General features: G+C 70.7%; 23 protein-coding genes. 9 read left to right on the forward strand and 14 right to left on the reverse strand.

Annotated features, from left to right (window positions below):
- Positions 1-77: 77 nt before the first annotated feature.
- The 3 genes from ABZ939_RS24420 (at position 78) to ABZ939_RS24430 (ending at position 2,824) form a co-directional block, all read left to right on the forward strand.
- On the forward strand, positions 78-1,016 hold the full coding sequence (locus tag ABZ939_RS24420) for an ABC transporter ATP-binding protein (protein ID WP_361858950.1): 939 nt from the start codon (positions 78-80) through the stop codon (positions 1,014-1,016).
- On the forward strand, positions 1,013-1,780 hold the full coding sequence (locus tag ABZ939_RS24425) for an ABC transporter permease (protein ID WP_361858953.1): 768 nt from the start codon (positions 1,013-1,015) through the stop codon (positions 1,778-1,780). Before ABZ939_RS24420 ends, ABZ939_RS24425 begins: the two co-directional genes overlap by 4 nt.
- 84 nt (positions 1,781-1,864) lie before the next feature.
- Positions 1,865-2,824 carry a COX15/CtaA family protein gene (locus ABZ939_RS24430; protein WP_361858956.1) on the forward strand — a complete coding sequence of 320 codons (960 nt, stop codon included), beginning with the start codon at positions 1,865-1,867 and terminating at the stop codon, positions 2,822-2,824.
- Positions 2,825-2,832: 8 nt separating this feature from the next.
- On the opposite strand, the gene ABZ939_RS24435 is transcribed toward ABZ939_RS24430, so the two are convergent.
- The 3 genes from ABZ939_RS24435 to ABZ939_RS24445 form a co-directional block, all read right to left on the reverse strand.
- Positions 2,833-3,921: an amidohydrolase family protein gene (locus tag ABZ939_RS24435; protein WP_361858959.1), complete on the reverse strand. Its 1,089-nt coding sequence runs from the start codon at positions 3,919-3,921 to the stop codon at positions 2,833-2,835.
- Positions 3,922-3,990: 69 nt separating this feature from the next.
- On the reverse strand, positions 3,991-4,323 hold the full coding sequence (locus ABZ939_RS24440) for a hypothetical protein (protein ID WP_361858962.1): 333 nt from the start codon (positions 4,321-4,323) through the stop codon (positions 3,991-3,993).
- A 103-nt stretch (positions 4,324-4,426) separates the two neighbouring features.
- Positions 4,427-5,374, reverse strand: coding sequence for a heme o synthase (locus ABZ939_RS24445; RefSeq protein ID WP_361858965.1), 948 nt, complete (start codon positions 5,372-5,374; stop codon positions 4,427-4,429).
- Positions 5,375-5,691: 317 nt separating this feature from the next.
- Here ABZ939_RS24445 and tkt point away from each other — a divergent pair, with 317 nt between their 5' ends.
- The 5 genes from tkt to pgl are packed head-to-tail and all read left to right on the forward strand — an operon-like array spanning position 5,692 to position 12,290.
- Entirely contained in the window at positions 5,692-7,779 is a 2,088-nt protein-coding gene (gene tkt, locus ABZ939_RS24450; RefSeq protein WP_361858968.1) for a transketolase, read from the forward strand.
- 32 nt (positions 7,780-7,811) lie between these two features.
- A complete protein-coding gene (gene tal / locus ABZ939_RS24455; protein ID WP_361858971.1) occupies positions 7,812-8,930 on the forward strand; it encodes a transaldolase in 1,119 nt (372 codons plus the stop codon).
- A 5-nt stretch (positions 8,931-8,935) separates the two neighbouring features.
- Positions 8,936-10,468, forward strand: coding sequence for a glucose-6-phosphate dehydrogenase (gene zwf, locus ABZ939_RS24460; protein ID WP_361858974.1), 1,533 nt, complete (start codon positions 8,936-8,938; stop codon positions 10,466-10,468).
- Entirely contained in the window at positions 10,465-11,511 is a 1,047-nt protein-coding gene (gene opcA / locus ABZ939_RS24465; protein ID WP_361858977.1) for a glucose-6-phosphate dehydrogenase assembly protein OpcA, read from the forward strand. The genes zwf and opcA overlap by 4 nt, the downstream gene beginning before the upstream one ends.
- Positions 11,508-12,290 carry a 6-phosphogluconolactonase gene (gene pgl, locus ABZ939_RS24470; protein ID WP_361858980.1) on the forward strand — a complete coding sequence of 261 codons (783 nt, stop codon included), beginning with the start codon at positions 11,508-11,510 and terminating at the stop codon, positions 12,288-12,290. The genes opcA and pgl overlap by 4 nt, the downstream gene beginning before the upstream one ends.
- Before the next feature lie 22 nt (positions 12,291-12,312).
- Here the strand turns inward: pgl and ABZ939_RS24475 are convergent, their stop codons facing one another.
- The 5 genes from ABZ939_RS24475 to ABZ939_RS24495 all read right to left on the reverse strand — a co-directional run bounded on the left by ABZ939_RS24475 (position 12,313) and on the right by ABZ939_RS24495 (position 17,884).
- Positions 12,313-13,839: a PH domain-containing protein gene (locus tag ABZ939_RS24475; protein ID WP_361858983.1), complete on the reverse strand. Its 1,527-nt coding sequence runs from the start codon at positions 13,837-13,839 to the stop codon at positions 12,313-12,315.
- Positions 13,836-14,345, reverse strand: coding sequence for a PH domain-containing protein (locus ABZ939_RS24480; RefSeq protein ID WP_361858985.1), 510 nt, complete (start codon positions 14,343-14,345; stop codon positions 13,836-13,838). The genes ABZ939_RS24475 and ABZ939_RS24480 overlap by 4 nt, the downstream gene beginning before the upstream one ends.
- Before the next feature lie 9 nt (positions 14,346-14,354).
- Positions 14,355-16,007 (reverse strand): glucose-6-phosphate isomerase, encoded by a 1,653-nt coding sequence (gene pgi, locus ABZ939_RS24485; protein ID WP_361859055.1) that lies wholly within the window; start codon positions 16,005-16,007, stop codon positions 14,355-14,357.
- An 89-nt stretch (positions 16,008-16,096) separates the two neighbouring features.
- Positions 16,097-16,861, reverse strand: coding sequence for an SIS domain-containing protein (locus ABZ939_RS24490; protein WP_361858988.1), 765 nt, complete (start codon positions 16,859-16,861; stop codon positions 16,097-16,099).
- A 78-nt stretch (positions 16,862-16,939) separates the two neighbouring features.
- Positions 16,940-17,884 carry a BadF/BadG/BcrA/BcrD ATPase family protein gene (locus ABZ939_RS24495; protein ID WP_361858991.1) on the reverse strand — a complete coding sequence of 315 codons (945 nt, stop codon included), beginning with the start codon at positions 17,882-17,884 and terminating at the stop codon, positions 16,940-16,942.
- 80 nt (positions 17,885-17,964) lie between these two features.
- Here ABZ939_RS24495 and ABZ939_RS24500 point away from each other — a divergent pair, with 80 nt between their 5' ends.
- Positions 17,965-18,813, forward strand: coding sequence for a MurR/RpiR family transcriptional regulator (locus ABZ939_RS24500; protein WP_361858994.1), 849 nt, complete (start codon positions 17,965-17,967; stop codon positions 18,811-18,813).
- 85 nt (positions 18,814-18,898) lie between these two features.
- Here ABZ939_RS24500 and ABZ939_RS24505 read toward each other — a convergent pair whose 3' ends face one another.
- The 6 genes from ABZ939_RS24505 to ABZ939_RS24530 all read right to left on the reverse strand — a co-directional run bounded on the left by ABZ939_RS24505 (position 18,899) and on the right by ABZ939_RS24530 (position 25,950).
- On the reverse strand, positions 18,899-19,234 hold the full coding sequence (locus ABZ939_RS24505; protein WP_003976875.1) for an RNA polymerase-binding protein RbpA: 336 nt from the start codon (positions 19,232-19,234) through the stop codon (positions 18,899-18,901).
- Positions 19,235-19,311: 77 nt separating this feature from the next.
- Complete coding sequence (secG, locus tag ABZ939_RS24510) at positions 19,312-19,542, reverse strand: preprotein translocase subunit SecG (RefSeq protein ID WP_329121929.1); 231 nt, start codon at positions 19,540-19,542, stop codon at positions 19,312-19,314.
- A 113-nt stretch (positions 19,543-19,655) separates the two neighbouring features.
- Positions 19,656-20,432, reverse strand: a complete 777-nt coding sequence (gene tpiA, locus ABZ939_RS24515; RefSeq protein WP_361858997.1) for a triose-phosphate isomerase — start codon at positions 20,430-20,432, stop codon at positions 19,656-19,658.
- Between the two features lie 7 nt (positions 20,433-20,439).
- Positions 20,440-21,651: a phosphoglycerate kinase gene (locus ABZ939_RS24520; RefSeq protein WP_361859000.1), complete on the reverse strand. Its 1,212-nt coding sequence runs from the start codon at positions 21,649-21,651 to the stop codon at positions 20,440-20,442.
- Positions 21,652-21,760: 109 nt separating this feature from the next.
- Positions 21,761-22,771, reverse strand: coding sequence for a type I glyceraldehyde-3-phosphate dehydrogenase (gene gap / locus ABZ939_RS24525; RefSeq protein ID WP_361859003.1), 1,011 nt, complete (start codon positions 22,769-22,771; stop codon positions 21,761-21,763).
- 224 nt (positions 22,772-22,995) lie between these two features.
- Complete coding sequence (locus ABZ939_RS24530) at positions 22,996-25,950, reverse strand: M14 family zinc carboxypeptidase (protein ID WP_361859006.1); 2,955 nt, start codon at positions 25,948-25,950, stop codon at positions 22,996-22,998.
- Between the last annotated feature and the right edge of the window lie 81 nt (positions 25,951-26,031).

The raw sequence follows: 26,031 nt of genomic DNA on the forward strand, positions 1-26,031 counted from the left end.
TCATTCGTAGGACGAATATGCGCAGGATCCGGGCCCCGCGCCGGAGGGACCCCGGGACCCTCTCTAGACTTCCCGGCATGCGAAAAGAGTCCGTCGACAGTGCCGCCGTCCGGGTGCGTGGCCTGGTCAAGCGGTACGGGAGCAAGACCGCCGTCGACGGCCTCGACCTCGACGTCCGGGCGGGCACCGTGACCGCCGTGCTCGGCCCCAACGGGGCCGGCAAGACCACCACGATCGAGACCTGCGAGGGCTACCGGAAGGCCGACGCCGGCACCGTCCGCGTCCTCGGTCTCGACCCGGTCGCCGACGCGGCCCGGCTGCGTCCCCGGATCGGCGTGATGCTCCAGTCCGGCGGCGTCTACTCCGGCGCCCGTGCCGACGAGATGCTCCGCCACATGGCGAAGCTGCACGCCCACCCGCTGGACGTGGACGCCCTGATCGAGCGTCTCGGGCTCGGCTCCTGCGGCCGGACCACCTACCGCCGGCTCTCCGGCGGCCAGCAGCAGCGCCTCGCGCTCGCCATGGCCGTCGTCGGCCGCCCCGAGCTGGTCTTCCTCGACGAGCCGACCGCCGGGCTCGACCCGCAGGCCCGGCACGCCACCTGGGATCTCGTCCGCGAGCTGCGCACCGACGGCGCCACCGTCGTCCTCACCACGCACTTCATGAACGAGGCAGAGGAGCTGGCGGACGACGTCGCCATCATCGACGCCGGCCGGGTCGCCGCCCAGGGCAGCCCCGAGGAGCTGTGCCGCGGCGGCGCAGAGAACACCCTGCGCTTCACCGGCCGCCCCGGGCTCGACCTCGGCTCGCTGCTCAAGGCCCTGCCCGACGGCACGGCGGCCGCGGAGCTCACCCCGGGCGCGTACCGGATCAGCGGCGAGGTGGACCCTCAGCTGCTCGCCACCGTCGCCAGCTGGTGCGCCCAGCACGGCGTCATGCCGGACGGCATCTCGGTGGAACGCCACACCCTCGAAGACGTTTTTCTGGAGCTGACCGGCAAGGAGCTGCGCGCATGAGCACCGGTACGTACGCGCCGAAGCCGGGGGCGGCCCCCGTCGGCCGCATGATCGCGGCACAGACGGCCCTGGAGACGAAGATGCTGCTGCGCAACGGCGAGCAGCTGCTTCTCACCGTGATCATCCCGTCCCTGCTGCTCGTGCTGTTCTCCACCGTCGACATCGTCGACACGGGTACGGACAAGGCCGTCGACTTCCTCGCGCCCGGCGTCCTCGCGCTCGCCGTGATGTCCACCGCGTTCACCGGCCAGGCCATCGCGACCGGCTTCGAGCGCCGCTACGGGGTGCTCAAGCGGCTCGGCGCGTCGCCGCTCCCGCGCTGGGCGCTGATGACCGCCAAGACGCTGTCCGTCCTGGTCACCGAGGTCCTCCAGGTCCTGCTCCTGACGGCCATCGCGCTGGGGCTCGGCTGGTCCCCGAAGGGCGACCCGCTCTCCGTCCTGCTGCTTCTCGTCCTCGGCACGGCCGCCTTCTCCGGCCTCGGCCTCCTGATGGCAGGCACGCTGCGGGCCGAGGCGACGCTGGCCGCCGCGAACCTGGTCTTCCTGCTGCTCCTGGTGGGCGGAGGGGTGATCGTGCCCCTGGACAAGTTCCCGGACGCGGCCCGCTCCGTGCTGGAGCTGCTGCCGATCTCGGCGCTCTCGGACGGGCTGCGGGACGTGCTCCAGGGCGGCGCCGCGATGCCGTGGGGGCAGGCGCTGATCCTCGCCGTATGGGCGGTGCTCGGGCTCGGCGCGGCGGCGAAGTTCTTCCGCTGGGAGTAGCGACGGAGTGACGTTCCGGGGTGACTTCGTCCGTAACGCACCCCTCGTGAAACCGTGCACAAGCCTCGTCCTACGATAGGGCCCGTGTTGACCCCCCTCGCCTCCATCGCCCGGCGCTGGACCCCGTCCCCCCGGACGCTCCGGCGCGCCGCACTCTCCGCCGTCGTGATGAGCGTGCTCATCATCGTCACGGGAGGCGCGGTCCGGCTGACCGGCTCCGGTCTCGGCTGCGACACCTGGCCCAAGTGCACGGACGACAGCCTCATCGTGACGCCCGAGCAGGGCTACCGCGGGGCGATCGAGTTCGGCAACCGGATGCTGACGTACGTCCTGTCGGCCGCGGTCGGCTGGGCGATCGTCGCCGCCCGCTCCACCAAGCCGTGGCGGCGCGGTCTGACCCGGCTCGGCTGGCTCCAGTTCTGGATCGTCGCCAGCAACGCGGTCATCGGCGGCATCACCGTATGGATGGGCCTCAACCCGTGGACGGTCGCCGGCCACTTCATCGCCGCCAACGCACTCCTGACCGTCGCCGTGATCACCTGGCAGCGGACCGGCGAGGGCGACACCACCCCCCGTCCGCGCGTCCCCGGCCCGGTGCGCAAGCTCTCCTGGGCGATCATCGCGGCTTCGGCCCTCGTGATCGTCCTCGGCACCGGCGTCACCGGCTCGGGCAAGCACGCCGGTGACAGCAGCGCCGTCCCGCGGATGCCGTGGGACTGGACCGCCGCCGCCCACCTCCACGCCATCGCCGCCTGGATCGTCTGCGCGCTCGCGCTCGCGATGTGGCTGGTGCTGCGCGTGGTGGACGCTCCCGACGACACCCGGGCCCGCGCCCGCGACCTGCTGATCGTGCTGCTCGCGCAGGGCGGGATCGGCTACCTCCAGTACTTCACCGGGGTTCCCGAGCTCCTGGTCGGCGCGCACATGCTCGGCTCCTCGCTGATGTGGATCGCCGTCCTCCGCCTCGCCCTGAGCATGCGCGAGCGCCCGGTGGCCTCGCCCGCGATCCCGGCCCAGAACGACGCGGCGCTGGCCACGGCGTAACGCCCGGGTCAGGCCAGCCGGTAGATCCTGCGGGCGTTGCCCGCCGCGATCATCGTCGCGACGCGCTGCGCGTCGGTGAGGGACCAGGCCCCGTCGCCCACCCATTCGCCCAGCACCCGGCTCAGCGCACCGCGGAAGACGCTCGCCGCGACGACGTGCAGCTCGGGAAGGGCGTGGGCGCCGCTCGAGAAGAGCAGCTTGCCGAAGGGGGCCAGCTCCAGGAGTTCGGCGAGGACGGCCGCGGCCCGGGCCCCGGTCCTGCCGAGGACGGAGCCGAGGTCGGCGTACACATGCGGGAAGAGGCCGGTCAGCTGGGCCGTCTGGCGGTGGTACGGGTATCCGTGCAGGAGCACGAGGTCGGTGCCGAGGCCGCTGGTGGACGCGGCGAAACCGGCGAGCCCTGCCGGGTCCTCGGTCCCCACATGCAGCTGGAGCGGTCGCCCCGAGGCGACGGCGATCCACAGCAGATGGCGCAGCAGCACGGGGTCGGTGAGCCGGCCACCGACCGCGCGCCCGGCCAGCCAGCGGCCGGCGGCCCCGCGCACCTCTCCGGGGCCGGGCGGTTGGGGCGCGTACGCGAGACCCCGGGACACCCCCGCCACGGAGGTGAAGGCGACGGCGGTCGCGGCGGCGCCGTGGACGGCCTCCGCGAGGTTGGCGAGGAACCCCTCGACCGTCCCGGAGGTGTCGGCGACCTGCTGGGCGAGCAGCTCCAGACGGACGATCTCATGGGCGTCGGCGGCGCCGGCGGAGGCGATCTCGGCCGGACCCGTCAGATCGCCGGGAAGTCCGGTGTCCACCAGATACGTGGAGATTCCGGAGGCCCGCAGGAGTCTGCGTCCGGACTCCAGGACGCCGAGCTCCCGGCGGCGGGCGAGATAGCGGGCCGGCGGGCAGTGCGGTTCCAGGCCGAGCAGCGGCGGGCACCAGCGGCGTACCGCGAACCCGGTCTGGGTGTCGAAGAAGGTGGTGCCGGGCGCGGCCGCGGCCCCTGCTCCGGCCGTTCTGCCCAGGTGGGCCTCGAAGGTGCCGAGGCCGAGCTCCTTGCGGAGCACCCCGTGGCAGTACTGGTCCACCAGGCTCGGGGTCTCGATCATTCGGGGGGCTCCCTGCGTGGACGTGCTTCCACACGTCCTAACGGGTGAGCCCCACCCGAGGTTGTTGCCTCAGCCGTTCGACGGGCCGCCGAGCTGGATCCCGGCCATGCGGGTCCACTCGTACGGGCCGGTGACGACCTTGGCGGCGAACTCTCCGTCGAACTCGTCGTGGAGGGTCAGGCCGGCCTTCTCGGCGGCCTGCTGGGCGACGGGGTACGTGGGGGCCACCAGGTCGCCCCAGCCGCCGTCCTCGCCGACGAGCACGATGCGGGTGCCCATCTGGCCGATGTAGGCGAGCTGCCCCTCGGCGCCGCCGTGCTTCTTGGAGAACGCCTGGATCTGCTTGGCGAGCTTGGCCGCCTTGCGCTCCGTCTTGGTGTCCGCCTGCGTGGTGTCTGCCATGACCACGATGCTACCCAGCGGTAGATCCACTGGCGACGGCCGGGGCGTGTGGGCTGTCCCACGCGCTCCGGCCGTTGATTCAGGTCCTGAGGATCGAGGCGTACTACCGCAGGAAGGGGTCGACCGCGATCGCCACGAAGAGCAGCGAGACATAGGTGATCGACCAGTGGAAGAGGCGCATCTCCTTGAGCTTCGCGCCGGTCGCGCCGTTCTTCGCCCGGTTGAGCAGCGCGTGCGCCTCCCAGAGCCACCAGCCGCCGGTGAGCAGCGCCACGGCGGTGTAGAACCAGCCGGTGTAGCCCAGCGGCGTCAGCAGCAGCGAGACGGCGACCATCACCCAGCTGTACGCGACGATCTGCCTGGCCACGACCTTGTTGGAGGCGAGGACCGGGAGCATGGGCACGCCCGCGCGTGCGTAGTCCTCCTTCACCTTCATCGACAGCGGCCAGTAGTGCGGCGGCGTCCAGAAGAAGATGACGAGGAAGAGGATGATCGCGGCCCACGACATCGAGTTGGTGACGGCCGACCAGCCGATCAGCACCGGCAGACAGCCGGCGATGCCACCCCAGACGATGTTCTGCGCGGTGCGCCGCTTCAGGATCATCGTGTAGATCACGACGTAGAAGAGGAGCGCGCCGAGCGAGAGCGCGGCGGAGAGCCAGTTGACGAGGAGGCCGAACCAGAGCGTGGAGACCACGGCGAGGGTGAGGCCGAAGATCAGCCCCTCGCGCGGGGTGAGGACGCCGGTGACCAGCGGACGCTGGGAGGTGCGGTCCATCAGGGCGTCGATGTCGCGGTCGATGTACATGTTCAGCGCGTTCGCGCCGCCCGCCGACAGGTAGCCGCCGAAGCAGGTGGCAAGTACCAGCCACAGGTTCGGCACGCCCTGCTCGGCGAGGAACATCACCGGAACGGTGGTGATGAGCAGAAGCTCGATGATCCGCGGCTTGGTCAGCGCAACGAATGCCTTGACGCGGGCCCCGAATGGCCGATGGCCCCCCGGGCTGGGAGTCAAGACGACCCCTGCGGGTCGGGACTCGACGGCCGTCACGCACACCCCTGACAGAGAATTCCCAGCAAGCTCCCCGGATGAAGACGGGGTGAAGACTTGCGCGTACCACGCCACTCTAGACGTTGCCCATACGCCGATCTTCGCGGGGGTGGGGTCGTGTTGAGGGGGTGTGTCCCAAGGGGTGGACGCGGCTCGGGGGGCGAAGTGACGGACTCGCCCGCACTCTTGATGTGTCCGCTCATTTGAGGGGCCGATTATCGAAATGAGGGGGTTCTGTCGAGGGTAGGCTCGGCACCGCCGGTACACCCTCAGTCACCGGCTTTTCCAGTACATGTGGAGAGGAGCCCTGACTCAGGGTGAGCACTAAGCCGACCACCACAGACCTCGAGTGGACCGAATTGGACCAGCGGGCCGTGGACACCGCCCGCATCCTGGCCGCGGACGCCGTACAGAAGGTCGGCAACGGCCATCCCGGTACGGCCATGAGCCTGGCGCCCGCCGCGTACACCCTTTTCCAGAAGGTGATGCGGCACGACCCGGCCGAGCCGGACTGGGTGGGGCGCGACCGTTTCGTGCTCTCGGCCGGCCACTCGTCCCTCACGCTCTACACCCAGCTGTACCTGGGTGGCTTCGGGCTCGAGCTGGACGACCTGAAGGCGTTCCGCACCTGGGGCTCGAAGACCCCGGGTCACCCGGAGTACGGACACACCGCGGGTGTGGAGACGACGACCGGCCCGCTGGGCCAGGGTGTCGCCAACGCCGTGGGCATGGCCATGGCCGCCCGCTACGAGCGCGGTCTCTTCGACCCGGAGGCGGCCCCCGGCACCTCCCCGTTCGACCACAACATCTACGTGATCGCCGGTGACGGCTGCCTCCAGGAGGGCATCTCCGCCGAGGCGTCCTCGCTGGCCGGTCACCAGAAGCTCGGCAACCTGATCCTGCTGTGGGACGACAACCACATCTCGATCGAGGGCGACACCGAGACCGCCGTGTCCGAGGACACGATGAAGCGGTACGAGGCCTACGGCTGGCACGTCCAGCGTGTCGAGCCGCAGGCCAACGGTGACCTGGACCCGGCCGCCCTGTTCGCGGCGATCAAGGCCGCCGAGGCCGAGACCGGGCGTCCGTCGTTCATCGCGATGCGCTCGATCATCGCCTGGCCGGCCCCGAACGCGCAGAACACCGAGGCCGCGCACGGCTCGGCGCTGGGCGACGAGGAGATCGCGGCCACCAAGCGCGTCCTCGGCTTCGACCCGGAGCAGACCTTCGAGGTCACCGACGAGGTCATCGGTCACACCCGCGCCCTGGCCGACCGCGGCCGCGAGGCCCGCGCCGCGTGGGAGAAGTCCCTCGCCGAGTGGCGTACGGCCAACCCGGAGCGGGCCGCGGAGTTCGACCGCATCCAGGCGAACGAGCTGCCCGAGGGCTGGGAGTCGAAGCTCCCGGTGTTCGAGGCGGGCAAGGGCATCGCCACCCGCGCCGCGTCCGGCAAGGTCCTGCAGTCGCTCGGCGCGGTCATCCCGGAGCTGTGGGGCGGCTCGGCCGACCTCGCCGGCTCCAACAACACGACGATCGACAAGACCTCGTCGTTCCTGCCCGAGGGCAACCCGCTCCCGGAGGCCGACAAGTACGGCCGCACGATCCACTTCGGCATCCGCGAGCACTCCATGGCCGCGGAGATGAACGGCATCGCGCTGCACGGCAACACCCGCATCTACGGCGGCACCTTCCTGGTGTTCTCCGACTACATGCGCAACGCGGTCCGCCTGTCGGCCCTGATGCACCTGCCGGTGACGTACGTCTGGACCCACGACTCGATCGGTCTGGGCGAGGACGGTCCGACCCACCAGCCGGTGGAGCACCTGGCGTCGCTGCGCGCGATCCCCGGTCTGAACATCGTCCGCCCGGCGGACGCGAACGAGACCTCCATCGCCTGGCGCGAGATCGTCAAGCGTCACACCCGCGAGTTCGGAAAGGGCGCCCCGCACGGTCTGGCCCTGACCCGCCAGGGTGTGCCGACGTACGACTGGAACGAGGGCGCCGCCAAGGGCGGCTACGTCCTCGCCGACGCCGAAGGCGGCGACGCGCAGGTCGTGCTGATCGGCACGGGCTCCGAGGTGCACCTGGCCGTCGAGGCCCGTGAGCAGCTCCAGGCCGCCGGCGTCCCGACGCGCGTGGTCTCGATGCCGTCCGTGGAGTGGTTCGAGGAGCAGGACCAGGCGTACAAGGACTCGGTCCTGCCGCCGTCGGTGAAGGCGCGCGTCGCGGTCGAGGCCGGTATCGGTCTGACCTGGCACAAGTATGTCGGCGACGCCGGCCGGATCGTCTCGCTGGAGCACTTCGGTGCCTCGGCCGACGCGAAGGTCCTCTTCCGCGAGTTCGGCTTCACGCCGGAGGCCATCGCGGCCGCCGCCCGGGAATCTCTCGCCGCCGCCGCGCGCTGACGCCCTTAGACACGACTTTTGGAGAACCTCTCATGACAGACGCTCTCAAGCGCCTCTCCGACGAAGGCGTCGCAATCTGGCTGGACGACCTCTCGCGTCAGCGGATCACGTCCGGAAACCTGGCCGAGCTGATCGACCAGCAGCACGTGGTCGGTGTCACCACCAACCCGTCCATCTTCCAGAAGGCGATCTCGGAGGGCCACGGTTACGACCAGCAGCTCGCCGACCTCGCCGCCCGCAAGGTCACCGTGGACGAGGCCATCCGCATGATCACGACGGCGGACGTGAGGGACGCCGCCGACATCCTGCGCCCCGTCTTCGACGCGACCGACGGCCAGGACGGCCGGGTGTCCATCGAGGTGGACCCCCGTCTGGCCCACAACACGGCGGCCACGATCGCCGAGGCCAAGCAGCTGGCCTGGCTGGTGGACCGTCCCAACACGCTCATCAAGATCCCGGCCACCAAGGCGGGTCTGCCGGCGATCACCGAGGTCATCGGCCTCGGCATCAGCGTCAACGTCACGCTGATCTTCTCGCTGGAGCGCTACCGCGCGGTCATGGACGCCTACCTGGCGGGTCTGGAGAAGGCCCGCGAGCGCGGCCTGGACATCTCCCTGATCCACTCCGTGGCCTCCTTCTTCGTCTCCCGCGTGGACTCGGAGATCGACAAGCGCCTGACGGCCATCGGCACGGACGAGGCCAAGGCCCTCAAGGGCAAGGCCGCCCTCGCCAACGCCCGCCTGGCGTACGAGGCGTACGAGGAGGTCTTCTCCTCCGACCGCTGGGCCGCGCTGGACAAGGCGCAGGCCAACAAGCAGCGTCCGCTGTGGGCCTCGACCGGTGTGAAGGACCCGGCGTACAAGGACACCCTGTACGTCGTCGACCTGGTCGCGCCCGGCACGGTCAACACCATGCCCGAGGCGACCCTGGAGGCCACCGCCGACCACGGCGAGGTCGCCGGTGACACCGTGCGCGGCACCTACGAGCAGTCCCGCGCCGAACTGGCCGCCGTCGAGAAGCTCGGCATCTCGTACGACGACGTCGTGCAGCTGCTCGAGGACGAGGGCGTCGAGAAGTTCGAGGCGTCCTGGAACGACCTGCTCAAGTCGACCGAGGCGGAGCTTGAGCGCCTCGCACCTTCGGAGGCGTAACCACCTTGAGCGCAGTCCACGGAGCCAACCCGCTCCGTGACGCCGCAGACCGACGGCTCCCGCGTATCGCGGGGCCGTCGGGTCTGGTGATCTTCGGTGTCACGGGCGATTTGTCCCGTAAGAAGCTGATGCCTGCCGTCTACGACCTGGCCAACCGCGGCCTGCTGCCGCCGGGCTTCTCGCTCATCGGCTTCGCACGCCGCGAGTGGCAGGACGAGGACTTCGCGCAGGAGGTCTACGAGGCCGTCAAGCAGCACGCCCGCACCCCGTTCCGCGAGGAGGTGTGGCAGCAGCTGATCCAGGGGATGCGCTTCGTCCAGGGCGACTTCGACGACGACGACGCCTTCGACCAGCTGAAGACCACCATCGAGGAGCTCGACAAGGCCCAGGGGACGGGCGGCAACTTCGCCTTCTACCTCTCCGTGCCGCCGAAGTTCTTCCCGCTGGTCGTCCAGCAGCTGAAGAAGCACGGCCTGGCCGACCAGAAGAACGGCTCCTGGCGCCGCGCGGTCATCGAGAAGCCCTTCGGCCACGACCTGACCTCCGCCAAGGAGCTCAACGAGGTCGTCCACGAGGTCTTCCCGCCCGAGGCGGTCTTCCGGATCGACCACTACCTGGGCAAGGAGACCGTCCAGAACATCCTGGCGCTCCGCTTCGCCAACACGCTCTTCGAGCCGATCTGGAACCGGTCGTACGTCGACCACGTGCAGATCACCATGGCCGAGGACATCGGCATCGGCGGCCGGGCGGGGTACTACGACGGCATCGGCGCCGCCCGTGACGTCATCCAGAACCACCTCCTCCAGCTGCTCGCGCTGACCGCGATGGAGGAGCCCGCCTCCTTCGACGCCGACGCGCTCGCGGCCGAGAAGACCAAGGTGCTCGGCGCGGTGAAGCTGCCGAAGGACCTGGGCTCCTCGACCGTGCGCGGCCAGTACGCCGCCGGATGGCAGGGCGGCGCGAAGGCCGTCGGCTATCTGCAGGAGGACGGGATCGACCCCAAGTCGAAGACCGACACCTACGCGGCCATCAAGCTGGAGATCGACAACCGCCGCTGGGCGGGTGTGCCGTTCTACCTCCGTACCGGCAAGCGCCTCGGCCGCCGCGTCACCGAGATCGCGGTCGTCTTCCAGCGCGCCCCGCACTCCCCCTTCGACCACACCGCGACCGAGGAACTCGGCCGCAACGCCATCGTGATCCGCGTCCAGCCGGACGAGGGCGTGACGGTGCGGTTCGGCTCCAAGGTGCCGGGCACGCAGATGGAGATCCGGGACGTGTCGATGGACTTCGCCTACGGCGAGTCCTTCACGGAGTCCAGCCCCGAGGCGTACGAGCGGCTCATCCTCGACGTCCTCCTCGGCGACTCGAACCTCTTCCCGCGGGTCGAGGAGGTCGAGCTGTCCTGGAAGATCCTCGACCCGATCGAGCAGTACTGGGACAAGCACGGCAAGCCCGCGCAGTACCAGTCCGGGACCTGGGGTCCGGTCGAGGCGGACGAAATGCTCGCACGAGACGGACGGAGCTGGCGCCGGCCATGAAGACCGACCTGACGGACACCACGTCCAGCAAGATCAACAAGGCGCTGGTGCTCGGGCGGCGGGCCATCGGCACGCCGGCCGTCGGCATGGTGCTCACCCTCGTCATCGTCACCGACGAGGAGAACGCCTACGACGCGCTCAAGGCGGCCAACGACGCGTCCCGCGAGCACCCCTCGCGGACGCTGGTGGTCATCAAGCGGGTCTCGCGCTCGCCGCGGGACCGCGCGAAGGCACGGCTCGACGCCGAGGTCCGCCTCGGCGCCGACGCCAGCACCGGGGAAACGGTTGTCCTCCGGCTGTACGGCGAGGTCGTCGACCACGCCCAGTCGGTGGTCCTGCCGCTGCTCCTGCCGGACGCGCCCGTCGTCGTCTGGTGGCCGGTCAACGCACCGGCCGACCCGGCGAACGACCCGCTGGGCGCGCTCGCCCAGCGCCGGGTGACCGACACCTACGCCGCCGAGCAGCCGATCCACGAGCTGACGGGGCGAGCGGACAACTACACCCCGGGCGACACGGATCTGGCCTGGACCCGGATCACCCCGTGGCGCTCGATGCTCGCCGCCGCGCTCGACCAGGTCGTGTGCGAGGTCACCTCCGCCGAGGTGGAGGGCGAGGAATTCAACCCGAGCGTCGAGCTGCTCGCCATGTGGCTGGCGGACCGGCTGAAGGTGCCGGTCCGGCGGGCCACGTCGGGAGGCCCGGGGCTCACGTCCGTACGGATGGAGTCCACCTCCGGGCCGATCGTGCTCGACCGGCCCGACGGCTCGCTGGCGACGCTCTCCATCCAGGGGCAGCCGGACCGTGCCGTGGCGCTCAAGCGCCGCGAGACGTCCGAGCTGATCGCGGAGGAGCTGCGCAGGCTCGACCCGGACGACACGTACGCCTCGGCGCTGCGGTACGGGCTGGACCGGCTCGACGAGGAGGCGTCGGTGACGGCCCCCGATCCCGTCGAGGAGGCACCGGTCGCGGATCCGGCTGCGGCTACGGCTCCGGCTCCGGCTCCGACCAAGAAGGCCCCGGCCAAGAAGGCGGCGGCCAAGTGAGCGCTCCGCAGCTCGTCGTCCACCGCGACAAGGAGCTGATGGCCCAGGCCGCGGCGGCCCGGCTGATCACGCGGATCGTGGACGCCCAGGCCTCCCGCGGCTCCGCGTCCGTCGTCCTCACGGGCGGCCGCAACGGCAACGGGCTGCTCGCGGCGCTCCGTTCGGCCCCCGCGCGGGACGCGATCGACTGGTCGCGGCTCGATCTGTGGTGGGGCGACGAGCGGTTCCTGCCCGAGGGCGACCCGGAGCGCAATGTCACCCAGGCCCGCGAGGCGCTGCTCGACAGCGTCCCGCTGGACCCGGCCCGGGTGCACGCGATGCCGGCCTCGGACGGGCCGTACGGCAGTGATGTCGAAGCCGCGGCCGAGGCGTACGCGGCCGAACTGGCCGCGGCCGCAGGCCCCGAGGACCACGGCTCGGTGCCGGCGTTCGACGTGCTGATGCTGGGTGTCGGGCCCGACACCCACGTGGCCTCGCTGTTCCCGGAGCTTCCGGCGGTCCGCGAGACCGAGCGCACGGTGGTGGGCGTGCACGGCGCGCCGAAGCCGCCGCCGACGCGGATCTCGCTGACGCTGCCGGCGATCCGTGCCGCGCGCGAGGTCTGGCTGCTCGCGGCCGGCGAGGACAAGGCGAAGGCAGCGGCGATCGCGCTGTCGGGCGCGGGCGAGATCCAGGCCCCGGCCGCGGGCGCCTACGGTCGCTCCCGCACGCTGTGGCTGCTCGACGCGGCGGCCGCCTCGGAGCTGCCCCGGAGCCTGTATCCGCCGGCTTCCGCCTGACGGACGGTCACTCAGGCCCGGTTCACCCCACGGTGGACCGGGCCTTCGGCGTTTCTCCCACGGTTTCCAGGAAGGGTGCGAGGAGGTCCGGCACCGCTTCGGCGGCGAAGGCCAGGCCCTCGCTCTCCCCCGTGTCGTGGATGTCGTACGCGCCCTCTCCCGCCGCGGTCGTCGCGGTCAGGGTCAGCACGCCGGCCCGGCGCTGGAAGTACGACTGTTTGACGGTCCATCCGATGACACCGCCCCGCTGGAGGGCGACGGTGGACCGGCGGATCGTGCCGGAACGGGCCACCAGATAGCCGCCGGTGATGCCGTGCCCGAGATTGCGGTAGGCGTCCAGCGCGAGCAGCACGGCGAGCGGGGTCAGGACGAGGGCGCAGGCGGCGGCGATGTACAGCAGAACGGGGGTGAGTGCGGCTCCGAGGACGGCCAGGACCGCGACCGGGGCGAGCGCGCTCGCGAGGGCCCAGCGCAGTCGCCGGGTGCGGGCGGCTCGGGGGTGGGTGGTGAGCGGAGCGCTCGTGGGGGCCTCGGGCTCGCGCAGGACCTGGGCGGCGACCCGGTCGGCGACCCGTCGGGGCGCGGGCGGCAGCAGCGTCTTGTGGTCCGTGCGCTCGCCCTCGTCGTGTTCGACGAGGCCCGTGGCCACGGCGTCGACCCGGGCGGCCCCGCACATCCGTACGCCCAGGGGCTCGACGAGTTCGACGCCACGCAGGCGTCGTTCCTCGATGGAGATGGAGCGGGCGGTGAGCAGTCCGCGGCGGACCCGCAGGGTGCCGCCGGGTTCGCGCTCCAGGCGGTAGTTCCCCCACATCTCGACCCAGAGGCCGAGGGCGCCGACGGTGCCGACGAGGACGGCGAGCAGGACGAGGACGAGGATCATGGAGACGAGCGAGGTGTCCTGGAAGCGGTCCCCTATCCATTCGATGACCTCGGCCTGGGCCCCGAACCACTCGCTGACCTGCATCACGGCGCCGGCCGCCGCGCCGCCGAGGAGCGGGGCGACGAAGGAGACCGGGGCGTAGCGGATCCAGCGGGGGTCGAGGACGGCCAGGGCGCCGTCGTGGGTCGTGTCCTCGGCCATGGCGGCGGTGCGGGCGAGGAGTTCGCGGCGGAGCCGTTCGCCCTCGGCCCGGGTGACCGGGTCGAGTTCGAGGGTGGATTCGCCGCCGCCGTTGTTCTCCCCGGTCCCGATACGGACCTTGACCAGGCCGAGGACCCGCAGCAGCGGGTTGGCCGTCAGGTCGACGCTGCGGATGCGTTCGCGCGCCAGCGAGCGGCGCTTGACCAGGAGGAGTCCGGTGTGGAGTTCGGCCCGTTCGGCTCCGATGCGGTAGCGGGTGCGGCGCCAGCGGACGTGGTCGGCGGCCGAGCCGCCGCCGATGAGGAGGGCGGCCCCGGCGAGGATCCAGCCGAGGGCCCGCCAGGCGGGCATGGAGCCGGTGAGGCCGACGAAGACGGGCAGGGCGGCGCCGCCGGCGACACCCGCGAGGACCGCGGCGGTGACCAGGACCGTACGGCGGTCGAGGCGCCGCCAGTCCTCGGTCATGTCGCGTCCCCGGAGGTGGCCTGGGTGATGGCGGTCAGTCGCTCGGCGAGGCCGGCGGCGAGTTCGTGGTCGAGCCCCTCGATCCGGATCGCGCCCTTGGAGGAGGCGGTGGTGACGGTCACGGTGGCGAGCCCGAAAGCCTGCTCCAGCGGTCCGCGTACGGTGTCGACGGTCTGGATCCGGGACATCGGCGCGATCCGCCACTCCTGCCAGAAGGCCCCGGTACGGACGTAGACGGCGTCCTCGGTGACCTCCCAGCGGTGCACCCTGAACCACCAGTGGGGGAAGAACGCGGTGCAGGCGAGGCCACCGGACGCCACGGCTCCGGCGGCGAGCAGCAACCAGAACCGGGCGGGCGCGATGAAGGCGCCGAGCACCACCAGGACGACCACCGGAGCGGCCGTCGTCAGCAGCCACTGCGTCCGCCACCAGCCGACGGCCCGTTCGTTCAGCGTGTTGCGCGGCGGCCTCAGCCGGACCTCGCCCGTCACCACGTTCTCCCCCACCTTCGTTGTCTACCGTCCGCGCAGCGCGCGGTAGGTGGCGACGAGCCCGGCGGTCGAGCCGTCGAGCTGGTCACCGCCCTCGCCCCGGGTCAGCACCGGCTCGATCTTCTTGGCGAGGACCTTGCCGAGCTCGACTCCCCACTGGTCGAAGGAGTCGATGTTCCAGATCGCGCCCTGGACGAACACCTTGTGCTCGTAGAGCGCGATGAGCTGGCCGAGGACGGAGGGCGTGAGCTCCTTGGCCAGGATGGTGGTCGTGGGGTGGTTGCCCTTGAAGGTCTTGTGCGGGACGAGCTCCTCGGCCACGCCCTCGGCCCGTACCTCCTCGGGCGTCTTGCCGAAGGCCAGCGCCTGGGTCTGGGCGAAGAAGTTGGCCATGAGCAGGTCGTGCTGGGCGACGAGGCCCGGGAGCAGGTCGGCGACGGGCTCGGCGAAGCCGATGAAGTCGGCCGGGATGACCTTGGTGCCCTGGTGGATCAACTGGTAGTAGGCGTGCTGCCCGTTGGTGCCGGGCGTGCCCCAGACGACCGGCCCGGTCTGCCAGTCGACGGGGTTGCCGTCCCGGTCGACGGACTTGCCGTTGGACTCCATGTCGAGCTGCTGGAGGTAGGCGGTGAACTTCGACAGGTAGTGCGAGTACGGCAGGACGGCATGCGACTGCGCGTCGAAGAACGCGCCGTACCAGACACCGAGGAGGCCGAGGAGCAGCGGCGCGTTCTCCTCGGCCGGGGCGGTGCGGAAGTGCTCGTCGACGAGGTGGAAGCCGTCGAGCATCTCGCGGAAGCGGTCCGGGCCGATGGCGATCATCAGGGAGAGGCCAATGGCGGAGTCGTAGGAGTAGCGTCCGCCGACCCAGTCCCAGAACTCGAACATGTTGGCCGTGTCGATGCCGAAGTCCTCGACCTTCTCGGCGTTGGTCGACAGGGCCACGAAGTGCTTGGCGACGGCTTCCTGGCCGGCCCGCAGGCCGGTGAGGAGCCAGTTGCGCGCGGAGGTGGCGTTGGTGATCGTCTCGATGGTGGTGAAGGTCTTCGAGGCGACGATGAACAGCGTCTCCGCCGGGTCGAGGTCGCGGATCGCCTCGTGGAGGTCGGCGCCGTCGACGTTGGAGACGAAACGGAACGTCAGGTCCCGCTGGGTGTAGGAGCGCAGGACCTCGTAGGCCATGGCGGGTCCGAGGTCGGAGCCGCCGATGCCGATGTTGACGATGTTCTTGATCGGCTTGCCGGTGTGGCCGGTCCACTCGCCGACGCGGACCTTGTCCGCGAAGGCGGCCATCCTGTCGAGGACGGCGTGGACGCCCGGGACGACGTTCTCGCCGTCGACCTCGATCACGGCCTCGCGCGGGGCGCGCAGCGCGGTGTGCAGGACCGCCCGGTCCTCGGTGGTGTTGATCTTCTCCCCGCGGAACATGGCGTCGCGGAGCTCGGCCACGCCGGTCGCGGCGGCCAGCTCGCGCAGCAGCGCCAGCGTCTCGTCGGTCACCAGATGCTTGGAGTAGTCCAGATACAGGTCGCCGACGCGCAGCGCGTACGCGGTGCCACGCCCCGCGTCGGCGGCGAACAGCTCGCGCAGATGCGTCGCGCCCAGCTGCTCGCGGTGCTTGCCGAGGGCGGCCCACTCGGGCAGCTGGTTGAGCCTCGTACGGCCTTCGGTCTTCATCTCGGACATCGCCTACTTCTTCTCTTCCTGCCTGCTTGCCCCGCTGCCACTCCAACCTAATTGATCGCAGGGGCAGAAGGCGCGACGGCTCAATGGCCGCCGCGATGCAGCCTGCCCTCGTATCGGGCCTCGAGGACGGCGTTGCGTTCGTGGCCGCCCGGCAGGTTCGCGGAGACGTAGACCGGTGGCTCGTGCCCTTCGGCGAGGAGCAGGGCGACCGACTCGGCCACGACCATCTGCACGAGGAGGGAGGAGGTGAGGGTGGAGATGCCGCAGAGCGCGCCGCCGTCCGGGAGGGGCAGCAGGGCGTCGCCGGTGGGGGCGCAGTTGTCGAGGACGGCGTCGGCGAGGTCGGCGAGCCGCTTGCCGCTGGGGTGCAGGGCGGGGACGGCGTGGGTGTGTTCCAGGGAGGTGAGGGCGACGAGGCGGTGACCGGCGCCGGTGACCTTCAGTGCGAGGTCGACGATCGAGTTGTTGACGCCGGAGTTGGAGATGACGACGAAGAGGTCCTGCGGGCGGGGTGTGGCGAGGGCGTAGAGCCGGTCGGCGAGGCCCGGGGAGCGCTCCAGGAGCGGATCGGCGAGTACGGAGGGGTCCTCGCCGCCGCGCAGCACGAGGTCGGCGAGTGCGATCCGGCTGGTGGGGACGAGTCCACCGGCCCGGCCGGCGATCTCCAGGGCGGCGGCCTGCGAGTGTCCGGTGCCGAAGGCGTGGATCACCCCGTCGGCGGCGACGCAGTCGGCGAAGAGCCGGGCGGCGACGGTGACCGTGTCCTTGTTGGCCGCGACGGTCCGCTCGACGGCTCGGCGGGCGTGGTCGGCGAACAAGGCGGCGCCGAGGGCGGGTTGGGGCATGACAGAGCCTCCACCGGTTCAGTGAACCCATTATTGGCGAACGATACGAATCAATGAACCAGCGGCGGCGGACGCACGTCAAGAGGCCCGCGGTCGGCGCAGCAGCCGCGCCAGCGCCACCGCGCCCGCCACTCCGTCCGGCACCGGCGCCGGGACCAGACCCAAGTCCCGCACCCGCTCCGCGAGTCGGGGCAGCAGCGGACCGCCCGGGCCGATCAGGCCGCCAGTGACGACCAGGGGCTCGCCGGGCCGGGGCGTCAACGCCCGTACGGTGGAGGCCAGTTCCGTCGCCGCCCGGTCGAGCAGCTCCCGGGCCACCTCGTCCCCGGCCCGCTCGGCGTCGACGACGAGCGGGCTCAGCGCCGCGAGCCGGACGGGGTGGCCGCCGAATCCGTACCCGACGACGGCCTCCTTGGTCAGGCCGCCGCACACCTCCCCCACCGGCCCGGCAAGGGCCGTGGCCGGGCCGCGGCCGTCCAGCGAGCGCAGTACGGCCCGCAGCGCCTCCCGCCCCAGCCAGAAGCCGCTGCCCGCGTCGCCGAGGAGCCAGCCGTCGCCGTCCACGGTCCGGACCGCCCTGCGCCGCTCCACGCGCGCGCCGGCGGCGCCCGTGCCCGCGATCAGTACGAGCCCGTCCGCCGGAGTGCCGGGCCCCGAGGCGAAGGCGATGTCCGCGTCTCCCAGGACCTCGGCCCGGCCCGGGGCGGCTCCCACCCGGCCCAGGGCCTCGGCGAGCGCCGAGCCGGCCTTCTCGACGCCGCCGCCGGGCCCGCCGCCCGCGAAGCCGGCCACCACGGCGACGACCCCACCGCCCCGGCCGTGCGGCACCGCGCCCCGCAAGGCCTGGGCCAGATTCCGTACGAGTTCGGCGTGACCGACGCTCAGCGCGTTGCCGGGACCGCCCGTACCCTCCGCGAGCACGGCACCGGTCGCCGCGTCGGCGAGCCGGGCCCTGATCCGCGTACCGCCGGCGTCGATGCCGACGACGACCGATGCGCCTGCGTGAATCCCGGATTCGTTCATCAGCTCGCATGGTGGTTGATAGATTCACGCCTCGACAAGACCCCCGACCGCCGCGGGCACCGGGCAGGAGTGAGGCCGCCATGATCACCGCTCTGATCCGATCCGAGCTGCCCCGCATGTCGGATTCGCTGCGCAAGGTGGGCGGCTGGGTGCTCGACGACCCGGGCCGGGTGCCCGGCGTCTCGGCGGCCGAGCTGGGCCGGCGCACCGGTACGTCCCAGGCCACCGTGACCCGCTTCTGCCGGGCCCTCGGCCTCGACTCGTACCAGCAGCTGCTGCTGGCCCTCGCCCAGGAGCGCGGCGAGAACGAACGGAGCGGCGAAGGGCGGCCCCTCGGCCCGGACATCGGTCCCGACGACCCGCTCGACCAGGTCGTCGCCACCGTCGCCCGCGCCGATCTGCAGGCACTGCGCCGGACCGCCGAGCATCTGGACCTCGAGTCGCTGGAGCGGGCCGCGCAGATCCTGGCCAAGGCCCGCCGCATCGACGTGTACGGCGTCGGGGCGTCCGGTGTGGTGGCTCTGGAGACCGAGGCACGGCTCTTCTCCATCGGCTGCGACGCCCGCGGCTGGACCGAGGTGCACGCCGCGGAGACCTCGGCGGCCCTCCTGACGCCCGCGGACGCTGTGGTGGCGCTCTCGCACTCCGGGGCGACCCGCGAGGTGCTCGGCCCGCTGCGGCTGGCGGCCGAGCGGGGCGCGCGTACGGTCGCGGTGACCGGCGACCCCCGCTCGCCCGTCGCCCGCGCCGCCGGCGTCCAACTGACCGCGACCTCGGCCGAGACCAGCTTCCGGCGCGGCGGTTTCGGGACCCGGCACTCGGTGCTGCTGATCCTGGACTGCCTCTACGCGCGCGTGGCGCAGCTGACGTACGCACGGGCCACCGCGGCGATGGCCCTCACGGCCCACATCGCCGACAACCACCGCTGAACGCCGGGTCAGTTGATACGCGAACGGGCCCCGTCCGCGAATCGTTTCGCGAACAGGGCCCGTTCGTCACACTGTCACACCACGCTCAGATCTCGCCGCGCAGTTTGGCGAGCGCCTCGGCGAGGATCGCCTCGCCGTCCGCGTCGCTGCGCCGCTCACGCACATACGCGAGGTGCGTCTTGTACGGCTCGGTGCGCGGCGGGTCCGGCGGGTTGTCCCGGTCCTGACCGGCCGGGAAGCCGCAGCGCGGGCAGTCCCACGTCTCCGGAACCTGTGCGTCACTGGCGAAGCTCGGCTGCGTCTCGTGCCCGTTCGAGCACCAGAAGGAGATGCGGAGGCGCGGCGCCGACTCGCCCCGCTCGGCCTCCCCCATCGGCCCCGCTCCGACCCGGCTTCCCCGGATCGCGTTGCCACTTGCCACGGTCGTAACTCCCTGCGTGATGGTGCTCGAAGATGCCCCAGTCTACGTAAGGCCCAACGCGCGTCCAGTGATTGGAGTTACACGTCCAACTTCATCAGAAGCGCAAGTACGACAATGCACGCGAACCACAGCAGACCGACCACGATGGTGATGCGGTCCAGGTTGCGCTCGGCGACCGAGGAGCCACCGACGGACGACTGCATACCGCCACCGAACATGTCGGAGAGGCCGCCGCCCTTCCCCTTGTGCATCAGCACCAGCAGCATCAGCAGGCCGCTGAAGACGATCAGGGCGATCGAGAACCCCATAACCACGGCTGGACCAACTTCCTCGGATCTCATACGGACGGGGGTCGGGCAGGTCCTGCCCGACCCCCGCAAGGGTACGACGGATCGTCGCTACCGCCTACTCACTGATCACATCACTGGTCGCGGAAGCGGACGATCTTGACGAACTCGTCGGCGTCCAGCGCGGCGCCGCCGACCAGGGCGCCGTCGACATCCGGCTGCGCCATGATCGCGGCCACGTTGCCGGCCTTGACCGAGCCGCCGTACTGGATGCGGACCTTGTCGGCCAGCTCCTGCGAGTAGAGCTCCGCGAGACGGCCGCGGATCGCCCCGCAGACCTCCTGCGCGTCCTCGGGGGTGGCGACCTCGCCGGTGCCGATGGCCCACACCGGCTCGTAGGCGATCACGATGGACTCGGCCTGCTCGGCCGGGATGTCCTTCAGTCCGCCGTCGAGCTGGTTGAGGGTGTACTCGACCTGCTGCCCGGCCTTGCGGATGTCCAGGCCCTCGCCGACGCACAGGATCGGGGTGATGCCGTGCTTGTACGCGGCCTTCACCTTGGCGTTGCAGATCTCGTCCGTCTCGGCGTGGTACTGCCGGCGCTCGGAGTGGCCCACGGCGACGTAGGTGCACTTCAGCTTGGACAGCATGGCGCCCGAGATCTCACCGGTGTAGGCACCGGAGTCCTGCGCCGAGAGGTCCTGGGCACCGTACTTGATCTTGAGCTTGTCGCCGTCGATCAGGGTCTGGACGGACCGCAGGTCGGTGAAGGGCGGCAGGACGGCGACCTCGACGGCGTCGTAGTCCTTGTCGTTCAGCGCGAAGGCGAGCTTCTGGACGTGGGCGATGGCCTCGAGGTGGTTGAGGTTCATCTTCCAGTTGCCCGCCATCAGCGGGGTGCGGGTGCTCATAAAGGGGTCAGTCCTCCAGTGCGGCGAGGCCGGGGAGCGTCTTGCCCTCGAGGTATTCGAGGGAGGCGCCGCCGCCGGTCGAGATGTGGCCGAAGGCATTCTCGTCGAAGCCCAGGATGCGGACGGCGGCGGCGCTGTCGCCGCCGCCGACGACGGTGAAGCCGGGGCTGTCGAGCAGGGCCTGCGCGATGGCCTTGGTTCCGTTGGCGTAGTCGGGGTGCTCGAAGACGCCCAGGGGGCCGTTCCAGAACACGGTCTCGGCGTCGGCGAGCTTCGACGCGTACAGCTCACGCGTCTTCGGGCCGATGTCCAGGCCCTCCTTCGTCGACGGGATCTTGTCGGCGTCGACGGTCTCGAAGTCGGCCGGGGCCTTGGTCTTCAGGTCCGGGAAGTCCGTGGAGACGAGCACGTCGACCGGGAGGACGAGCTCGACGCCCTTCTCCTCGGCGCGCTTCATGTACTCCTTGACGATCTCAACCTGGTCCTTCTGGAGCAGGGAGATGCCGACCTCGTAGCCCTTGGCGTAGAGGAAGGTGTACGCCATGCCGCCGCCGATCAGGAGACGGTCGGCCTTGCCGAGCAGCGCGTCGATGACGGCGAGCTTGTCGGAGACCTTGGCGCCGCCCAGGACCACCACGTACGGGCGCTTGACCTCGTCGGTCAGCTTCTTCAGGACGCCGACCTCGGTGGCGATGAGGTAACCGGCCGCGTGCGGCAGGCGGGCCGGGAGGTCGAAGACCGAGGCGTGCTTGCGGTGCACGGCGCCGAAGCCGTCGCCGACGTAGACGTCGGCGAGGGCGGCGAGCTGGTCCGCGAACGCGCCGCGCTCGGCGTCGTCCTTGGAGGTCTCGCCGGCGTTGAAGCGGAGGTTCTCGATGACGGCCACCCGGCCGTCGGTGAGGCCGGCGACGGTCGCCGTGGCGGACTCGCCGACGGTGTCGGTCGCGAAGGCCACGTCGGCACCGAGCAGTTCACCGAGGCGGGCGGCGGCCGGCGCGAGGGAGAAAGCCGGGTCCGGGGCGCCCTTCGGGCGGCCCAGGTGCGAGGCGACGACGACACGGGCGCCGGCGTCGGCGAGCGCCTTGACCGTGGGTGCGACGGCGCGGATGCGGCCGTCGTCGGTGATGGTGGTGCCGTCCAGCGGCACGTTCAGGTCGGCGCGGACGAATACGCGCTTGCCGGCGACGCCTTCGGCGAGAAGCTCGTCGATGGTCTTCATCTTCTACTGACTCCTTGGTACGCGGTGAAGCACACGAGACAGGGCTCGTACAGCGCATCATCGCGCTGTCCGAGCCCTGTGCTCACATCGAGGTGCCTGTCCGGAGGCTTTAGAGCTGGTTGCCGACGAAGACGGTCAGGTCGACGAGGCGGTTCGAGTAGCCCCACTCGTTGTCGTACCAGCCCAGGATCTTCACCGAGTTGCCCTCCTGGACCATGGTCAGGGAGGAGTCGAAGGTGCAGGAGGCCGGGTCGCTGACGATGTCCGAGGAGACGATCGGGTCCTCGGTGTAGAAGAGGATGCCCTTCAGGTCGCCGTCGTCGGCGGCCTTCTTGAACGCGGCGTTGACCTCGTCCTTGGTGACCTCGCGCTGCAGCGTGACGACCAGGTCGGTGGCCGAGCCGGTCGGGACCGGGACGCGCATGGCGATGCCGTCCAGCTTGCCCTTGAGCTGCGGGAGGACCAGGGCGGTGGCCTTCGCGGCACCGGTCGTGGTCGGGATGATGTTCTCCGCGGCGGCGCGGGCGCGACGCAGGTCGGAGTGTGGGAAGTCCAGGATGCGCTGGTCGTTGGTGTACGCGTGGACCGTCGTCATCAGGCCCTTGACGATGCCGAAGTTCTCGTCGAGCACCTTGGCCATCGGCGCCACACAGTTGGTGGTGCAGGAGGCGTTGGAGATGACGTGGTGGTTCGCCGGCTCGTACTTGTCCTGGTTGACACCCATGACGATGGTGATGTCCTCGTCCTTGGCCGGAGCCGAGATGAGGACCTTCTTCGCGCCACCGGCGATGTGCTTCTCGGCGTCGGCCTTCTTGGTGAAGATGCCGGTCGACTCGATGACGATGTCGACGCCCAGGTCACCCCAGGGGATGTCGGCCGGGTTGCGCTCCGAGAGCACCTTGATGGTGTGGCCGTCGACGGTGATGGTGTCGGCGGTGTGGGTGACCTCGGCCTTGAGGCGTCCCAGGATCGTGTCGTACTTCAGCAGGTGAGCAGTGGTCGCGGTGTCACCCAGGTCGTTGACAGCCACGATCTCGATGTCGGCACCCTGCTCAAGGAGCGCGCGGAAGTAGTTGCGACCGATGCGGCCAAAGCCGTTGATGCCTACGCGGATCGTCACGAACCGATCTCCTCGTTAGGTACGCCGGGTTTCGACGCCGGCGAGATTCTTTTAGGGATGTCCCCGACCGCTTACGACCCTACCTCTCCCATCGGCTCAGAGTGACATCGCGTGCGGTCGGAATGCCTCGTAAAAGCACCGTGGCCCGTTATTACCGGCAGGTTCGAGCCACGATGCCCATTTCGTCCCGATCACTGACTGTGATCAAAGGTGCGGGTGCCCGCTCAGCCGTGCAGCACGCCGAGCGCCTTGCGGATGAGTGCCGTGCGCTGCGTCCCGCTCGTGACGTGTTCCAGGCCGAAGCCGAGGAGAACGGTGTCACGCGTCGTGACCGCGGCCTGGGAGTGGAAGAGCCCCGCGGAGCGGTCCCAGTCGGCGCCGTTCCCCGGGCTGCCGGCCGGCGGCCCCGGTACGGACCACGCTCCGAGCGCGGTCTCGAATCCCTCGCCCTGGCTCACTGTGCCGCCGACGACGAGCGCGGTGTCGTCGACGAACGCACCCATCTCGCCGGTGCCGGGGTCGGTGATGTACGAGATCGACAGCTCGACCTGCTTGCCCGCGTAGGCGCTCAGGTCGATCGACGCCTGCTGCCATCCGTTGGAGGGGCCGGTGAAGGCGTTCCAGGAGCCGGTGGTGCCGGTGGTGGCGCAGCCGTCGTCGCCGACGGTCAGGTAGTGGGCGAGGAAGGGGTGGCCGCGGACGTAGTAGCCCTCGCCGCAGTCGGCCGGGGCGGCGGTGGAGGTGCCGCCGTTGGCGTCGGGCAGCGTGGTCCAGTCGTCCTGGCCGACGGTGTGGGCCTCGACGACGAGGTTGTCGTAGCCAGGCTCGGTGTCGTAGCTGACCTGGAACCGCAGGCTCGGCTTCGCGGCCGCGTCGACGGAGGTGAGGTCGACCGTGCGGCTGAGGCGGGCCCAGGTGTTGTCGGCGTGACGGACGGCCCCGAAGTACGTGCCCTCGTAGGGCTCGAAGGGGGTGCGGACGCCGGGGTAGTCGCCGGCGGACGCGCTGCTGCCGAACTGCGGGAACTGTCGCGGTTTCAGGGTGTCCGAGGTGACGGTGTACGCGCCGGCGTTGTCCAGCGGGTTGTCCGCCGTGCCGCCGAGGCCGGGCGTGAGGCCCGTGAATCCGCCGGATCCGGCGAAGGCGGGCGGGTTCTTCAGCCCGGCACGGTGGTAGGCGCCGAGGAAGTACTGGGCGAAGTCGTTGGACGTCGCCCGGCCGATGTCGACGAGACCGCCGGCCTTCTCTCCGGCGTTGATCAGCTTGCCGCCCTCGTTGAGGTAGTCCCGCACGGCCAGCGTGACGGGCCCGGAGGGCTGCTCGGCGCCGGTGTACCAGACGACCGTACGGAAGTGGCTCAGCACGCCGAGGGGGTCGGGGGTCCCCTGCGTGGCGACGTCCCAGACGGCGGCCTTGCGGCCGGTGCCGGCGAGTGCCTTCACATAGTCGGCGGTGTGCCGGGCGGCGGTGGTGCCGCCCTCCTCGGCGAGGACGAGCACGTCTCCGCGGGGCCGGTCGGCCACGGTGTACGTGAAGGGGGTGGAGGAGGTCGCCCTGCCCTCGCGGGTGCGGGCGGTGAACCAGACCTCGACGGTGTCGCCCGGTTCGGCGTCCTCGACCTCGGCCCGGTACTGGTCGAAGTAGAGGTTGTCCTCTCCGCCGTAGGTCTCGCCGCCCTCCCAGGCCGTCAGGCGCTGGGTGTGCGTCCGGCCGCCGTTGACGCGGTACTTGAGCTCCTTGCCGCGCAGCGACTTGCGGGCGGTCACGGAGACCTCCTGGTCGCCGCCGCGGGCGTAGGAGGTGGTGAAGGCGGCCGGGGTGAAGTCGGGGGCGTCGAGGCCGGTGACGGAGACGGGCCGGTCCGGGTGGGCGGCGGTCTCGGCGACGGCGAGCGCGAACGGGATGTTCTTGGCGAACTCCGCCTGGATCAGCTTCTCGTCGTCGGGGAAGGTGAAGACGGAGGCGCAGTCGGCGGGCTCCCAGGCGTCGTTCGGGTCGACGCGGGAGGCGGTGGCGCAGGTCGACATCTCCGGGGTGAACATCTGCATCCCGTTGACGTTGGCGGCGTGTCCGTCCGCCTCTCCGTTGGTGGTGTAGAGCTCGGAGGAGACCTGCGGCCGGTAGCCGGGCACGGCCGGCTTCTGCGGGGTGCCGGCGAGCGACTTGAGGGCCACGTCGTCGGGGGTGTCGGTGGCGACCTGCCAGCCGACGCCGTAGAGGATCAGCTGGGCGGCGGAGTGGTAGTTGATGCCGTACTGGAAGCCGATGCGCTTCTGGAAGGCGTCGAGGGCCTTGGTCTCGGGCTCGGACATGGGGCCCGTGCCGCGGTAGGTCTCGTCGGCCGGGTCGGGCGACGAACCCTCGTTGTCGTAGCCCCACTTGTAGGCGAAGTTGCGGTTGAGGTCGACGCCGTCGCCGGGCTCGATCCGCCCGTCGCCGTTGTTGTCGTGGAGGTTCTTGCGCCACTGGCGGTTGTCGGGGTCGGCGTGGGTGAAGTCGTAGCCGTCCGGGTTGGCGGAGAGCACGAACCACAGCTCGGTGGAGTCGACGATCTTCGTGACCCGCTCGTCCTTGCCGTAGCCGTCGAGGTAGTGGTGCATCAGCCGCCGGGTCATCTCGGGGGTGATCCACTCGCGGGCGTGTTGGTTGGACATGTACAGCGTGGCGGGCCGGGTGCCGTCCTTGGCCTTCTTGGCGCCCTTGGTGACCTTGAGGGCGAGGATGTCCTGGCCCTTCACCGTCCTGCCGATGGAGACGACCTTGGTGAGGTCCGGGTGGGCCTGGGAGGTGGCAAGGATCTCCTGCTTGAGCCCGTTCGCGCCGCCGTACGGACGGAAGACGCCGTCCCCGGCTCCGGCGACCCGCTTCTCGGCCCGGACGGAGAGGGTGTGCTCGGCGAGTTCGACGCCCTTGCGGCGCAGCTGTCCTGCCTGCTTGTCGGTGAGGTAGAGCTCGAGGGTGGCGGAGCCCTTCTCGGGTACCTGTTCGGTCAGTTCGTGGCCGTCGGTGCCGGCTTCGAGAAGCAGCGGCACCTGTTCCTTGCTGACCTTCGCGCGCCATACGGAGAGGGCGTCCCCGCCGTCCCCGCCGTTCGGTTCCGCTCCGGCGACGGGTGCCGCCGCCAGTCCCGCGATCAGCAGTGAAGCCGCGGCGAGGATCGATCTCGCTCTGCGTCTCATAAGCCCCCCTTGCTGTTGTCTGCCACGAAAGTGAACAGACGCCAGGCTCATGATCATTCATGATCAAGTCAAGGGTGCCTC

Source organism: Streptomyces sp. NPDC046712 (assembly GCF_040645695.1).
Classification (GTDB): Bacteria; Actinomycetota; Actinomycetes; order Streptomycetales; family Streptomycetaceae; genus Streptomyces.

Excerpts from the sequence above, each read along its gene's own strand:
- ABZ939_RS24420 (WP_361858950.1), top strand. The coding sequence starts at position 78 with ATGCGAAAAGAGTCCGTCGACAGTGCCGCCGTCCGGGTGCGTGGCCTG.
- ABZ939_RS24425 (WP_361858953.1), top strand. The coding sequence starts at position 1,013 with ATGAGCACCGGTACGTACGCGCCGAAGCCGGGGGCGGCCCCCGTCGGC.
- ABZ939_RS24435 (WP_361858959.1), bottom strand. The coding sequence starts at position 3,921 with ATGATCGAGACCCCGAGCCTGGTGGACCAGTACTGCCACGGGGTGCTC.
- ABZ939_RS24440 (WP_361858962.1), bottom strand. The coding sequence starts at position 4,323 with ATGGCAGACACCACGCAGGCGGACACCAAGACGGAGCGCAAGGCGGCC.
- tal (WP_361858971.1), top strand. The coding sequence starts at position 7,812 with ATGACAGACGCTCTCAAGCGCCTCTCCGACGAAGGCGTCGCAATCTGG.
- opcA (WP_361858977.1), top strand. The coding sequence starts at position 10,465 with ATGAAGACCGACCTGACGGACACCACGTCCAGCAAGATCAACAAGGCG.
- ABZ939_RS24475 (WP_361858983.1), bottom strand. The coding sequence starts at position 13,839 with ATGACCGAGGACTGGCGGCGCCTCGACCGCCGTACGGTCCTGGTCACC.
- pgi (WP_361859055.1), bottom strand. The coding sequence starts at position 16,007 with ATGAAGACCGAAGGCCGTACGAGGCTCAACCAGCTGCCCGAGTGGGCC.
- ABZ939_RS24490 (WP_361858988.1), bottom strand. The coding sequence starts at position 16,861 with ATGCCCCAACCCGCCCTCGGCGCCGCCTTGTTCGCCGACCACGCCCGC.
- ABZ939_RS24495 (WP_361858991.1), bottom strand. The coding sequence starts at position 17,884 with ATGAACGAATCCGGGATTCACGCAGGCGCATCGGTCGTCGTCGGCATC.
- ABZ939_RS24500 (WP_361858994.1), top strand. The coding sequence starts at position 17,965 with ATGATCACCGCTCTGATCCGATCCGAGCTGCCCCGCATGTCGGATTCG.
- secG (WP_329121929.1), bottom strand. The coding sequence starts at position 19,542 with ATGGGGTTCTCGATCGCCCTGATCGTCTTCAGCGGCCTGCTGATGCTG.
- tpiA (WP_361858997.1), bottom strand. The coding sequence starts at position 20,432 with ATGAGCACCCGCACCCCGCTGATGGCGGGCAACTGGAAGATGAACCTC.
- ABZ939_RS24520 (WP_361859000.1), bottom strand. The coding sequence starts at position 21,651 with ATGAAGACCATCGACGAGCTTCTCGCCGAAGGCGTCGCCGGCAAGCGC.
- ABZ939_RS24530 (WP_361859006.1), bottom strand. The coding sequence starts at position 25,950 with ATGAGACGCAGAGCGAGATCGATCCTCGCCGCGGCTTCACTGCTGATC.